Annotated in this window: 12 protein-coding genes; 8 read left to right on the top strand and 4 right to left on the bottom strand. The window is 42.8% G+C overall.

Annotation, left to right across the window (positions count from 1 at the left end):
• Window positions 1-30 precede the first annotated feature (30 nt).
• The 4 genes from sixA (at window position 31) to O9334_RS07270 (ending at window position 5,326) form a co-directional block, all read left to right on the top strand.
• On the top strand, window positions 31-525 hold the full coding sequence (sixA, locus tag O9334_RS07285) for a phosphohistidine phosphatase SixA (protein WP_287999753.1): 495 nt from the start codon (window positions 31-33) through the stop codon (window positions 523-525).
• 428 nt (window positions 526-953) lie between these two features.
• Window positions 954-2,318, top strand: coding sequence for a GTP-binding protein (locus tag O9334_RS07280; RefSeq protein WP_287999752.1), 1,365 nt, complete (start codon window positions 954-956; stop codon window positions 2,316-2,318).
• A gap of 132 nt (window positions 2,319-2,450) precedes the next feature.
• On the top strand, window positions 2,451-2,972 hold the full coding sequence (locus O9334_RS07275) for a hypothetical protein (protein ID WP_287999751.1): 522 nt from the start codon (window positions 2,451-2,453) through the stop codon (window positions 2,970-2,972).
• A gap of 500 nt (window positions 2,973-3,472) precedes the next feature.
• Entirely contained in the window at window positions 3,473-5,326 is a 1,854-nt protein-coding gene (locus O9334_RS07270) for a peptidoglycan D,D-transpeptidase FtsI family protein (RefSeq protein WP_287999750.1), read from the top strand.
• Between the two features lie 86 nt (window positions 5,327-5,412).
• On the opposite strand, the gene O9334_RS07265 is transcribed toward O9334_RS07270, so the two are convergent.
• The 4 genes from O9334_RS07265 to crtE all read right to left on the bottom strand — a co-directional run bounded on the left by O9334_RS07265 (window position 5,413) and on the right by crtE (window position 8,663).
• The gene (locus O9334_RS07265) at window positions 5,413-6,054 is read right to left on the bottom strand and encodes a DUF3226 domain-containing protein (RefSeq protein ID WP_287232765.1); all 642 of its coding nucleotides are present in this window, start codon (window positions 6,052-6,054) and stop codon (window positions 5,413-5,415) included.
• A gap of 2 nt (window positions 6,055-6,056) precedes the next feature.
• Entirely contained in the window at window positions 6,057-7,199 is a 1,143-nt protein-coding gene (locus O9334_RS07260) for an AAA family ATPase (protein ID WP_287232763.1), read from the bottom strand.
• A gap of 64 nt (window positions 7,200-7,263) precedes the next feature.
• Window positions 7,264-7,716 (bottom strand): divergent PAP2 family protein, encoded by a 453-nt coding sequence (locus O9334_RS07255; RefSeq protein WP_002748827.1) that lies wholly within the window; start codon window positions 7,714-7,716, stop codon window positions 7,264-7,266.
• 17 nt (window positions 7,717-7,733) lie between these two features.
• Window positions 7,734-8,663, bottom strand: a complete 930-nt coding sequence (gene crtE, locus O9334_RS07250) for a geranylgeranyl diphosphate synthase CrtE (RefSeq protein ID WP_287999749.1) — start codon at window positions 8,661-8,663, stop codon at window positions 7,734-7,736.
• Between the two features lie 410 nt (window positions 8,664-9,073).
• On the opposite strand from crtE, the gene O9334_RS07245 reads away from it, so the two are divergent.
• The 4 genes from O9334_RS07245 to O9334_RS07230 all read left to right on the top strand — a co-directional run bounded on the left by O9334_RS07245 (window position 9,074) and on the right by O9334_RS07230 (window position 14,182).
• The gene (locus tag O9334_RS07245) at window positions 9,074-10,471 is read left to right on the top strand and encodes a serine/threonine protein kinase (protein WP_287999748.1); all 1,398 of its coding nucleotides are present in this window, start codon (window positions 9,074-9,076) and stop codon (window positions 10,469-10,471) included.
• A 419-nt stretch (window positions 10,472-10,890) separates the two neighbouring features.
• Complete coding sequence (def, locus tag O9334_RS07240) at window positions 10,891-11,466, top strand: peptide deformylase (protein WP_287999747.1); 576 nt, start codon at window positions 10,891-10,893, stop codon at window positions 11,464-11,466.
• 31 nt (window positions 11,467-11,497) lie between these two features.
• Window positions 11,498-11,695 (top strand): hypothetical protein, encoded by a 198-nt coding sequence (locus O9334_RS07235; protein ID WP_002731987.1) that lies wholly within the window; start codon window positions 11,498-11,500, stop codon window positions 11,693-11,695.
• Between the two features lie 585 nt (window positions 11,696-12,280).
• Window positions 12,281-14,182, top strand: coding sequence for a thiamine pyrophosphate-binding protein (locus O9334_RS07230; RefSeq protein WP_190380212.1), 1,902 nt, complete (start codon window positions 12,281-12,283; stop codon window positions 14,180-14,182).
• Window positions 14,183-14,328: the final 146 nt, after the last annotated feature.

Here is a 14,328-nt window from a genome sequence, read left to right as displayed (position 1 = left end):
TATCATGGCAAAGACCGACCCTACACTGATATGAAACTTTATTTTGTGCGTCATGGATTAGCAGGACAATCTGGGGATTATCCCAACGATAGGGAACGTCCTTTAACCGAGGAAGGTAAGGCCAAAACTGCTAAAATTGCCCAAAGATTAGGACAGTTGGGGGTGAAATTTGACCTAATTTTGACTTCTCCCCTAGTGCGTGCGGTGCAAACCGCCGAAATTTTGCAAAAAGCGGGTTTAAGCCGTAAAATTGAGCAATTTAATCCCCTATCGCCCAATGGCAATCTTCAAGATTGGGTGCAATGGTGGCAAAAGTCGGACTATCAGCGAGAGCAAAACGCGATCGCACTGGTAGGCCACGAACCGGATTTAGGTTATTGGACGGAAATGCTAGTTTGGGGCAAATTTCAAGGAAAATTATCGGTCAAAAAAGCGGGAATAATTGGTCTAGAGGTTCCCAATCAACAAAATCCCCTCGGTAAATGCCAGTTATTTCTCTTAACTGCCCCAAAATGGTTATTGTAGCCCTAAAGCTTGCCTCGGTTATTGGTGAACTATCCTAGCCACGTCTGTTAAACTTTTGCTAGGAACGAATCGCAGGCCTTAGTTGGAATTTGTCAGCTAAGACGCATTTTAACCGCCTATCCTTAGATTAGCTCTTGCAAAAATCAAAAATCTCCCGTTAGGTGAGGAGTCTCCGAGCCAGTAGTCAGTAGTCAGGAGAATTAAGAATGAGCATTAATCAATTAAATGCTCTATTTAGGGATTTTAGGCAATTTTATGCCTATTTTTCTCATTTTTGAATATCAAAAATTAATTATGCAAGAACTCTATAGTCTAAAATTAGAGGAAAAGGATAGGATGGGTTGAAACCCGTCGAGTCGCATTTCATCCATTGCTTAAAAAGACAATGGCTTTCATGCTCCCGTGTTATTTTGGTAAAAAAATCAACCGTGACTAAGACCCCATCCCTCCAGGAAACTCATTACAATCAGGCCAAAGCTAGTTTACAACAGGCCTTAACTTGGTATGCCAGTTTTCGCCGCCATTGGAATTATCCCCCCGATCCCCAACTTCAGGCCGCCGTTAAACAGGATTTACAGTCCCTAAAATCGGCCTTGGATAAACTGGATGAAACGGTGATTCGGGTGGCGGCCTTCGGGTTAGTCAGTCGCGGTAAATCCTCGGTGGTAAACGCTTTAGTCGGTCAAAAAGTCCTGGCAACCGGCCCCCTACACGGGGTGACACGCTGGCCGCGATCGGTGCGTTGGACACCAGCCACGGGTAAAATTCAGATAGAATTAATCGATACTCCCGGACTGGATGAGATTGAGGGGGAAGCACGGGCGAATATGGCCAGAGAAGTCGCTAAAAGTGCCGATTTGATTTTATTTATCGTCGCGGGGGATATTACCCGCACTGAATACGAGGCCCTGGCAGAATTGCGCCGGGCCAAAAAACCGATCATTTTGGTGTTTAATAAGATTGATCTCTATCCGGAAGCCGATCGCCGTCAGATTTTTCAGCAGTTACAGCGATTAGGAACCAATCAGGACGAAAAAACGTTAGAAGATTTGTTAACTAGCGATGAGATAGTTATGGTAGCCGCCGAACCGCAACCGATTCCCGTCCGGGTGGAATACCCCGATGGGCGCGTGGTGACTGAGTGGGAAACCCCTCCCCCCGAAATTGAGGAGCTGCAAGATAAACTCTTAACGATTTTAAATCGGGAAGGGCGCTCGCTGCTGGCCTTAAATGCTTTAGTGCAAGGCCAAGAAGCGGAGGAAAATATCGCTAGAAAAACCCTGGAACTCCGGGACAGTCAAGCGGAGGAAATTATCTGGCAATACGCGAAATATAAGGCTTTAGCGATTGCGGCCAATCCGATCGCTATTTTAGACCTCCTAGGGGCTTCAATCGTCGATTTGACTCTAGTTCGGGCTTTAGCTCGTTTGTACGGCCTGCCGATTACCAGTCACCAAGCTGGTCAACTCTGGCGGACTCTACTTTTCAGTAGTGCGGGGTTGCTGGTGGGGGAAATCCTCAGCACTGTGATTATCGGTTTGGGCAAAACGGCAGCGGCAGCGGCGAGTATTTTTGAAAATCCCACCTCTTTAACCCTCTACGGTAGCACCGCTCTCCTACAGGGGGCAATTGCTGCTTATGGAACCTATATCATCGGGAAAGCCGCTAAAATCTATCTAGAACGCGGTTGTAGTTGGGGGGCATCTGGACCGAGTACGGTGATTAATCAAATTCTCGCTCAAGTTCATCCGCAAACTATCTTATATCGTTTACGTCTAGAACTAGAACAGTGATTTTAAAGGAAAAAGGAAAAAAGGCAACAGTGATCAATTAAATATTTCCTACTGACTCCTGATGACCGACTCCTAATTTTAGAAACTTAATTTTTGACAACGACCACTAGCTAGAAATATTGAGAGAAAATCATGTCTGCTGCCCATAAGTCCTATATTCCTGTTCCCGTTTCTCGCCAAAAAAGCCAAGGGAGTCAACGCCGTCCCCAATCACCAGTAAATCAGGCGACCCCAATGACCAAACCGACGACTAAATCGGTGGCGAGAGTTCCCGTGGCCCCGACAGAAAAACAAGTGGCCTCGCGTCAATTACGTTCTCTTTGCCTCCTAGAAAGAATAGTGGCCGTGATTACTTTTTGTCTGTTGGGTTCGACTCTGGGAATATATGCTTGGACGGTATATATTCCCAAGGTTTGGGACAAAGAATTTGGTAAACTGGAAACACTGCAACGTCACGAGCGCCATCTTTTGGCCACCAATGAAACCCTTAAACATCAACTAGCTCAACAAGCAGAAAAACCCGAAACTGGATTAACTCATCCCCAACCCTTCCAAAATATCTTTTTACAGCGTAAATCTGCCCCGAACCTGAAACCGTCCCCCGCTTCTCAACCCCAATCTACCGTCAATTCTCGACCCAGAAGTGCCTATTAACAGTTATCAGTTATCAGTTATCAGTTATCAGTGGGTAAGTTAACAGTTATCAGTTATCAGTTATCAGTTATCAGTGGGTAAGTTAAAAGTTATCAGATGTGAGTTTTTAAGTGTGCAGTATTAAATAGAAGTTTCCTACTGTCTGATTACTGATTACTGATTACTGATCACTGATCACTGATTACTGTTTACTGATCACTGATCACTGATCACTGATTACTGTTTACTGATCACTGATCACTGATTACTGTTTACTGATAACTGAAAGAACGTAGGTTGGGCTTCGGCCGTGAGCTCAGCCGAACGGTTGAAGCATGAAACCCAACGCCTGCATGGGTTACGCTACCGCTAACCCATCCTACAAATAATTGTGCCTCCCTACTTAGAAGTTTCCTACTGTCTGATTACTGATTACTGATTACTGTTTACTGATCACTGATCACTGATTACTGATTACTGATCACTGATTACTGTTTACTGATAACTGAAAGATACTGCTCATGACTGACACAAAAAGACCCAGATTTAGAGGTAAAGAAACTCGATCGCCCTCCGGCAGGATCCGGGACAGAAAGTCCTATTTAACCGCCAAAAAACGGCAAAAACAGTTAAAAAATTTGCCTGTGAGTAACGGGCGATTGGTGGCGGTGTGGTTGGTTTTAGTCATGGGTATTTTGGGTTTAGCTTGGCGATTGTACCAACTGCAAATAGTACAAGGACAGGAATTACAAAAAAGAGCCAGACAACAGCAAACTACCAGTATTAGACCCTATATTCCCCGGCGGGCGATCGTCGATAGTAATGGTAATGTTTTGGCGACCGATCGCTTAATTTATACTCTTTATGTACACCCAAAACTGTTTGCTATTCCCCCAGTAGAAGTGGCTGATAAATTAGCTCCTTTATTAAATATTCCCACTAATCAACTCATTCAAAAATTTAAAGAAAAAGAAACAGGAATTCGTTTAGCCAATCAATTAACCGAGTCCGTGGCTAGGGGCTTAAAACAATTATCTCTTGACGGTGTAGAATTAGAGGAAAAATACGCTCGTTATTATCCCCAAGACGATGTGGCAGCCGACGTGATTGGCTATGTAGATAAAGAACATCGTGGCCAAGCAGGATTAGAACGAGGTTCCAGTCAGTTATTAGAAAGATCTCCTTTTTCTGTCAATACAAGACGCATGGGAGACGGGAGAATTTTACCTATTTTTGTTCCCCATGGTATCTTTCAATTTGATGAATTACAGTTAGAAGTAACCCTCGATTTAAAACTACAAAGAGCCGCCCGCACAGCCCTACGAGAACAGCTAAAAAAATTTAATGCTAAACGGGGAGCCGTCATCGTTATGGACTCCCTTGATGGTTCTCTTTTAGCCCTAGTTTGTGAGCCAACTTTTAACCCTAATGAATACTATAAAGCCAATGTGGCTCTATTTAAAAATTGGGCCGTAGCCGATCAGTACGAACCGGGGTCAACTTTTAAACCAATTATTATCGCCCTGGCCATGAAAGCAGGGGCAATTAAAGCTAGTACATTAGTCAATGATCCGGGGGCAATTAAAGTCGGTCCCTGGACGATTAAAAATGCCTCTAAACAGGGTTATGGGGCGCTAGATATGGCCCGAGTCCTGCAAACCTCTAGTAACGTGGCCATGGTGCAAATTGCCCAAAAAATGGGGCGAGTTGATTTCTATAAAAGTTTATTAGGATTGGACATAAATCAAAAGGTTGGTGTAGATTTACCCGGGGAAGTGTCAGGATATCTCAAACCCGAACAACAATTTCTGGATAATGCCATTGAATCGGCCACCGCTTCCTTTGGTCAAGGTTTATCCCTGACTCCTTTAAAATTAGTACAATTGCACGGTGCGCTGGCCAATGGTGGCACCTTGGTAACTCCCCATGTGATCAAAGGATTAGCCGACGACCGCGGCCGTTTGCACTGGCAGCCCGATTATCCCAACAAAAAAGTCTTTTCTCCCACCGTAGCCCGGCAAGTGGTGGAAATGATGGAAACCGTCGTCAGCAAGGGGACGGGGGTAGCGGCCCAAATCCCCGGTTATCGCATCGGAGGCAAAACGGGAACCGCACAAAAAGCTAGTCCGACGGGGGGTTATCTACCTAACGCCAAAATTACCAGTTTTGTGGCGATTTTACCGATCGAATCGCCCCGTTATGTGGTTTTGGTGGTGGTGGATGAACCCAAGGGGGCCAATACTTTTGGCTCCACTGTTGCCGCTCCGGTGGCAAAAACGGTGATGAATACGCTCATTTCCCTCAAGGGTATCCCCCCCACCTCCAAGGTCGCTCCGGCGGCTTCTGCGACCAATAAACCCCCGCGGCACGATTAATTTAAGTCTTTTTGACAGAGGCTTTATCTAACAAAGCACAGAGAAATATTATGGGGCTGTCATTCCCATTTCGATCCATACTTCTATCAAATCTCGTATAACTCCTGTAACCATCTCAAAAAATTTGCTGATTGGGGATAGGATTGATTAAGTATTCTTTGTTTTACTGCATCGTGAAGTTGTTTCCCCGGCGGATCTTGCCAAGCTAAATAGGTATGAATATTAGCCTTATCTAGATGATAATCCCTATAGGTTGCCCCTTGTTGTTTTGCCTCTATCACCTTGTTTTGTGTATATTGCCAAAGATTATTATCGGGAACTAAATAGGCTAAAAAAGTCTCTAACATTCCTCTAGATTGATTATCGGGCATCATCCACACACCGAATTTTATCCCCGATTCTAGAGTTATAATTAATCCCGCTGCTGGTAAATTTTGAGGTAAGTTAGGTATATTTGGTAAACAGGCATTATATAAACTTTTCCAACGATTATCAGGTTCTTCGTCTGCATCTATGACAATTCCTAAATGAGTTAGTCCGTTAGGAGTTTTTAGTTGTGCAGAGATGTATTTAGGTTTTAGTAAATTTTCAACACCATCACAATTTATGATATTCAGTGGCTCTTCCCCTCTATTCCAAGTAACTCCATTTGCTTCCATTAATTGGGGAATAACTCTCAATTCCTCTGCACCTTCCACTAATAACTTTTTTGTCTCTATTTTAGGCATTGTTACCGCACCTCAAGATTACTTGTAGCGGCAATAACAATTTCTTCTGGATCAAAGATTACAGATTGGCTTTTTTCCTTATCTATCCTTTGAATAGTAATCTCGTTATCGGTAATTTTTTCTTCGGTAATTAATTCGGCTAAACTTTGCCAACAATCCCGGCTGTGAGTGGTGGCGAATACCTGAATATTGAGTTTTTTAGCGGTTTCCCAGACGACTTTCCACATATCAGTCATGACAGTAAAGTGCAATCCGCTATCAATTTCATCAACTAATAAAATTCCATTTTCAAGATTAACCATCGCTAAAACTAATCCTAACATTCGCCAAAATCCATCGCCTAAACTGCCAATAGGTATAGGTTGATCATGATTTTTAATTTTGATTAAAAACCCACCTCTAACACCTAGGTTATTTGCAGTTGAATACTTGCCAGAACCAATACTGGCTATTCTTTCAATTTTTGGCTCAATAATTTTCAAAGATTCAATAATTAAATCTTCTAAAGGAGAGAGAACAATGTTGTCAAAAAGTGCCGCCATATCAGAACTTGTTAGAGAAAATGGTGTTAAGAACCTCAATTCAATTTTATTATCAATACCTATTTTATGGGAAATTCTGCTTAAACTAGCCATTCTTCTTATGGAATCTCTGGCAAGAGTACCGTTGGCAAGAAGTTCCAGTTCAATAGGTTTTTGTGATTGACTCCATCTAATACTTAAAAGAAGTTTATTCCATTCCTCATCGTCGAAAATATTATCATTATTTAAATCATCATTTTTGTCTGAAAATAGAGATAGTTGTATAGGAATACTTTTAACAGAAATAGTAACACTTTCCTGATGTGATTCCCTAGATGCAATGATAATAATTTCCTTACTTGGGATGATTTCATGCCCAGGAAATAAATGACAAATTTCAAAAACTTTAGTGCGATTACTTTCTGACCAACTAAACTCGCCTCTATAGCTAATAGTTTCAAGAAATATATCCAGATTATTTTGGACATACAAAAACTGAATTGCTTCTAAAATAGAAGTTTTACCGCTATTATTTTTACCTACTAAGAGATTAATTCGACCAAGATTGGCCATCTCAAAATTTTGAAAACCGCGAAAGCCTTCAATTTTTAGGGATTCTAACATGAGTAATTACCCCGGATTTTCCGTTATTAAATCTAGTTTATCTAAACCTCAGAAAACACCTCAATTAATGACAGAGCAGCACCATGGCGATACCGATACCCAAACTTAAACCGACCAGCACCTGAAAAGGAGTATGACCAATTAATTCCTTTAAACGTTCCTCGTTAAATTCCTTGCCCTCCTGGAACATTTCATCGATAATTTGATTGAGAATCCGGGCCTGTTTTCCTGCTGCCTGACGCACTCCGGCCGCATCATACATAACAATAACCGCAAAAAGCGCAGCGATGGCAAATTCGGCACTAGACCAACCCATCTGTAATCCTACCCCAGTAGCCAAGGCCCCCACCAGTGCCGAGTGAGCGCTAGGCATTCCCCCCGACGAGACTAGATAGCGCAGACTCACCTTACCATCGCGGATTAACTCAATCAGCGCTTTTAGTCCCTGGGCAGTGAAACAAGCTAAAAGAGAGACTAGCAGTATTTGATTGTGTAACACCTGCTCGAAGTCCTGCATAATCTCATTCGTTTAATTTAATTTTTACGATTAACAATATACTCGGCGATGGCCCGTAAAGGTTCAGCGGCCTCATCGTAGCCACTCAATTCATTGATGGCACTATCTATTAACTGTTGAGCTTGCTGGCGAGACCCTTCTATCCCCCAGAGACTGGGATAGGTAGCTTTTTGTGCCTGTAGATCCTTACCGGCGGTTTTACCCAATTCCTCCATTGTCGCCGTGATATCGAGAACATCATCGATAATTTGGAAAGCCAAGCCAATATTTTGAGCGTAACGGTCTAATTTAGCTATATCTTCCGCTTTTGCCCCCGCTAAAACTGCCCCCGACACCACAGAAGTCTCCAACAGGGCCCCCGTTTTGTGAGTATGGATAAAACCGAGAGTTTCCGCCGAAATATCGGGTTTTCCTTCGGATTCCAAGTCTAAAACCTGACCTCCCACCAAACCCGCTGCCCCGACAGTGCGACCTAAACGGGCAATTACCTCTAAAATCTGTACAGGAGGTACATTACGAGTCTGGGTAGCCACATACTCGAAAGCGTAGGCCAGGAGACCATCCCCAGCTAAAATAGCGATATCTTCGCCAAAAACCTTATGATTGGTTAATTTCCCGCGTCGGTAATCATCGTTATCCATGGCGGGTAAATCGTCATGAATTAATGACATAGTGTGAATCATTTCTAGGGCGCAAGCGGTGGGTAAAGCCATCTCTAGGGAACCGCCCATCAGTTCACAGGTAGCCAGACATAAAATCGGCCGCAGACGTTTGCCACCGGCGAGGAGAGAATAGCGCATCGCCTCGTAGATTTTGGCAGGATTGCCGATAACTAAAGAGCTATCCAAAGCTGACTCGACAATTAACCGCTTTTCCTCCAGATAGGAAGCCAGAGAAAAGCTCTCGTTTTTCCTCACTTCTACCCCTTGTTCGCCCCTAGTAACCATGTCTTTTTGTCTTGAACCGACTGCTTTTAAAACTATATCAGGAAACTCCACCTCGATCAGAATTAAACTGACTGCTCCCTTGTCCCCTAAGCTGTTGACTATCTAAATTACCCCTTCAGACTGCATGGGAATGCCGGAGTTGACAGTCTGAGCATTTGTACTAAAGTTTTCCAGACGGAGAGAGGTCAATTTTCTTTTCTGATGCCTATTTTCTCTTTTAACCTGAAAAAATACCTCCCTCAGCCTGGTCCAGGAATTGGCGAAAAACGGGCGATATAATTGAATTTCACCGCAGTTATCAGGGGAAATGCTAAAGTTTTGATGATTCGGTCAAACTTCCGTTTTCTTAGCTTGCGGTTTGGAAATTTCTCGATTAGCCTAGAAGTAGGATTCTCCTAGGAATATATTGTATGCTGACAGGGCAAATTTTAGGCGATCGATACCAAATTCAAAGTCAGTTAGGTAAACAAACCGGAAGACGCACTTTTCTCGCCCAAGATCTAAAAACGGGCGCTACTGTTGTCGTCAAATTATTAATCTTCAGTCCCGATTTTGAATGGACAGATTTAAAACTTTTTGAACGGGAAGCCGAAACTCTTAAACATCTAGATTGTCGCTCGATTCCTGAATATATCGACTATTTTGAAGTTCGCACCGATACCTATCAAGGTTTTGCCCTTGTTCAGAGTTATATCGAGGCTAAATCTCTCAAGGAACAGATAGAAACTGGTCGCAAATTTAGTGAAGCAGACCTGCAAGAATTAGCTAAATATATCCTAGGTATTTTAATTTATCTCCATGGACTTAACCCGCCAATTATCCACCGGGATTTGAAACCTAGTAATATTTTATTAAAAGATCGCTCGGGCCATAGTATCGGCAATGTTTATTTAATTGATTTTGGTTCTGTCCAGACTGTTGCCCAACAGGAACAGGCCACTTTAACTATTGTCGGAACCTACGGTTATATGCCCCCCGAACAATTCGGTGGTCGCACCGTTGCCGCTTCTGATTTATACAGTTTAGGAGCCACTTTAATCTATCTAGCTACAGGCATTCATCCCGCCGATTTACCGCAGAAAGATGGCAAAATTCAATTAAATAATTTAGCTAATTTAAGCCCTGCTTTTGTTCATTGGTTAGGGCAGCTAATCGAACCTAGTCTCGAAAAAAGGTTTATTTCAGCACAGGCGGCAAATCAAGCTTTAAATACTCTCCACGAAATGCAATTAACTTCCTCAAACCTTGAAAAACCCTCCGGGAGTCGGGTACAATTGCAAAAAAAAGAGGAGAAAATTAAAATATTTTTACCCCCCGAAGGTTTTACCCCTAAATTAATTTTTCCCGGAACCTTTGCCATTGCTTGGAACGCTTTTTTATTAGTATGGACAGGAGGAGCCATTTCTATTCCTCTGTGGATGAGTTGGTTTTTTCTGCTCTTTTCCTTGCCTTTTTGGTTTGTGGGTTTAGGAATGCTTGGCGGGATTATTTATTGTCTCAAAGGGGAGGAAATTATCACTATTGATAGGGAAGAAATTGTTGCCTATCAGCGAATTTGGGGTTTGACACTTCCGGGTAAAAAGAAAATGGCACGGGAACATATTAATAAACTGGTGAAAGCTGATAGTTATCATACCAAAGATGACGATGGCGATCGAGTTTATGTACCGATGGCTTTAACTATTTGGGCAGGGACTAAAGAATATACTATTAGCAGTCAGACAAAAGCCTATCTGAGTAAACCCGAAATTGAATGGTTAGCGGCGGAATTAAGCCAATGGTTAGGAATGCCAATTACTAATAAGTAGCTGTGCAAAATTAATTTCCTGGTTAGGAAAGGCAACAGGCACAAGGCAAGAGGTAGTTAGATATGTGTAATTAATTTTGCTTAGGTACTTAATAAGTAATCTTACAGCCATCAGCCTTGAATCAGTTATCAGTTATCAGTTACCAGTGCTCAGATTTGAGTTTTTAGTTCATTGATTACTGTTTACTGCTTACTGATAACTGAAAAATCTCCCCACTCCCCCACTGATTACTGATTACTGCTTACTGATAACTGAAAAAGCTTCCCACTTCCCACTTCCCTCCCCCTGATATGGACGAACTGTCTGTGATCGGTGTAAAATTTTATGAAGAGTCTCGGCTTTTTTCTCCCTTTTCCTGAGAAATGCCCCAGAGCCAGTGACTAAGATCAAAATTGTGCATCCCATCGATAATTAAGTTTATGAGCGCCACTATTACCGTAGAAAAACGCAAATTAGAAAAACCCCCTTTAGAACTGCATTATCTCGGCGATCGAGTCCTGCGTCAACCGGCCAAGCGGATTGCTAAAGTCGATGACAGCATCCGCCAATTAGCCAGAGAAATGCTGCAAACTATGTATAGTTCCAATGGTATCGGGTTAGCAGCCCCGCAAGTGGCAGTCAATAAACAATTGATTGTCATCGATTGTGAACCTGATAAACCCGAAAATACGCCACTAATTCTGATTAATCCCCAAATTATCGGTTATAGTCGGGAATTGTGCAAAGCGGAGGAGGGTTGTTTGAGTATTCCCGATGTGTTTTTAGATGTCATCCGTCCCCAATCGATCGAAGTGAGTTATAAAGATGAACAGGGCAAACCGCGAAAACTGCAAGCTAACGGTTTACTAGCGCGGGTAATTCAACACGAAATGGATCATCTTAATGGTGTCATGTTCGTGGATAGAGTAGATAACGATTTGGCACTCAATGAAGAATTAAAAAAACACGGTTTTTCCGTGCAAGCGGTGAAACCCGTCGAGAAAGTGTCAAAATAAAGGCATTAGTTAATTGAGGCGAGGAGTGAAGATGACCCCAAAAAGCGGCGTTTTATTGTTATTATCCTGTATTGCAGCGATCGCTGGTGTGGGTTGTGTCTTTGAAATTAGTTCAGGAGAACCAGATTTAGGCAATACCACCACTGGCTTAATTCTAGCGGCAAGTGTGCCACTAACAGCCCTATTTTTTTGGGCGGCGGTTAAAGACACGAGAGCCAATTACAAATAGAATAACTTCCCCTCGGTTATCTAAAAATTGGCATAATTTTCATGAGCAGAAGAGAGAAGTAAATTCTCTCTTTTGTTCGTTTTGATTACAGGGCAAATTGCCAGAAAAAGTTACTACTTTTGAGGATTTTATCATCTTTTATGACAATCAATTATATGCCGCCAGGTGAAAATCTGATTAGGTAAAGATTTCCCCCCTGTCTCCTCCTATTTCATCTATAATTCCGGCTACCAATCCTAGATGGTCTAGATTCTGAACTTCAATTTCTGTTGATTGAGTCATGGCACAACAACGCCCGCCGCGAGAGGGGTCAAACAATTCCTATTTTCTCCTAATTAGGGCTCTCAATACCCCCTTGCGGGTACCCAAAAAAGCCTCACTCTCTAAGTATTTTTACTCAAGCCTCTGGAGCGGGACAGCTTATGTGACAGTTGAGGGTGCGGAATGTGGGTTATTAGGGTTTAGGCACTCGTTTTTTGTTTGGGGCATCTATGATAAGAAATTATTCAATCAATCGATCGGGTGACATTCTAGGCTATGATTTCCCTGACTATAGTTATTTCTCTACAGTAAGGAAAATCTACGATGACAGCCTTTCCCATCGATTTGAGTGCCTATAAACCCATCAGTCTCGACCCCAGTAACCCCACCCTCACCGACGACCAAAGAAGCGCCCTAAAAGCCAATATCCAACTGTGTCGCGATGCTATCATCTTTTTTACTGCCACGGGTGCGGCCCGGGGTGTGGGTGGTCACACCGGCGGCCCCTACGATACCGTCCCGGAAGTGGTGATTCTCGATGCTCTTTTCCGCAGTCAACCTAGTCAATTTGTACCAATTTTCTTCGATGAAGCGGGACACCGCGTCGGTACTCAATATCTCATGTCTGCGTTAGAAGGTTCTTTACCCCCAGAACAATTAATGCACTACCGCGAGGCCAATTCTAAACTCCCCGGACACCCGGAATTAGGATTAACCCCCGGCGTAAAATTTAGTTCTGGCCGTTTAGGACATATGTGGCCCTACGTTAACGGTGTCGCTTTAGCTAACCCCGGAAAAACCGTTTTTTGTTTAGGTTCCGATGGTTCTCAACAGGAAGGCAATGACGCGGAAGCTGCCCGTTTAGCCGTGGCTCAACACATCAATGTTAAGCTGATTATTGATGATAATGATGTGACGATTGCAGGTAATCCTTCCAAATATTTACCCGGTTATGATGTGGCTAAAACTCTCACTGGCCATGGCGTAAAAGTGTTAGTGGGAGATGGGGAAGATATCGATAGTTTGTATCGCAATATCTGTGAAGCAATTAATACTCCTGGCCCGATTGCAATTATTAATAAACGTCCCATGTGTCCTGGAATTGAAGGTTTAGAAGGTTCTAACCACGGCCATGATGTGATTTCTGTTCCCTTGGCTTTGAAATATTTAGAGGCAAAAGGACACAGTGCCGCCGTGGAATATCTCAACAGTATTAAGAAGCCTTCTAATGACTATAAATTCCTCGGTTCTGGGGATAAATGGGGTTCTAACCGCAACGTTTTCGGCGAAGCGGTAGTCAGTCTTTTAGGCAAAATGAGCGAAGAAGAACGCAAGGCTAAGGTATTAGTAGTAGATAGCGATTTAGAGGGTTCCTGCGGTCTGAAAATTATCCACGATAAACATCCCGAAGTGTTTATTCCTTCCGGTATTATGGAACGGGGCAATCTTTCGGCAGCCGCTGGTTTTGGTATGGAAAAAGGTAAACAGGGAATTTTCGCCACCTTTGCCGCTTTTCTAGAAATGTGTATTTCTGAAATCACCATGGCCCGCTTGAATTATTCTAATCTTTTATGTCATTTTTCCCATTCCGGTATCGATGACATGGCGGATAATACCTGTCACTTTGGTTTGAATAATTTCTTTGCCGATAATGGACTCGATGACGGTTACGAAACCCGTCTTTATTTCCCAGCCGATGCGGCACAAATGACCGCTTGTGTCGAGGCAACTTTCCATCAACCCGGTTTACGTTTTATCTTCTCGACTCGTTCTAAAACTCCCAATATTCTTGATACTAACGGTAATAATTTCTTTGGCGATGGTTACACCTTTGTCCCCGGAAAAGATGAAGTAATTCGAGAAGGGACTGCCGGTTATATCATCAGCTTTGGCGATGGTTTATACCGCGCTTTAGATGCAGTGGAACGTCTAAAACAAGAAGGTATTGACGTGGGTTTAATTAATAAACCGACTCTCAATGTAGTGGATGAAGAAATTATCGCTAAAGTTGGTAATTCTCCCTTTGTTTTAGTGGTAGAAGCATTTAACCGTCGCACGGGTTTAGGTAGCCGTTATGGTTCTTGGTTACTCGAACGCGGTTTAACTCCTAAATACGCCTATATCGGTACTCACCATGAAGGTTGTGGCGGTTTATGGGAACAATTTCCCCACCAAGGTATTGACCCAGTTGGTATCATTAGTAAAGTTAAATCTTTAATCGCTTAGATAGTATTTTCGGGTGGGCTTTAATCAGTGAACAGTAGGGGTGCATCTCATTTTTGTAAATCTACTAATTTGGGATTTTTCAGGGGAAACTTTCTCCTAAAATTGGGCGTTACTTTCGGTTTTATCACTCAATCCAAGCCTTTGGG

Source organism: Microcystis sp. LE19-8.1F (assembly GCF_027531715.1).
Classification (GTDB): Bacteria; Cyanobacteriota; Cyanobacteriia; order Cyanobacteriales; family Microcystaceae; genus Microcystis; species Microcystis wesenbergii_A.
Note: the sequence above shows the minus strand (reverse complement) of the source record. Positions and strands in the feature narration are given on the sequence as shown.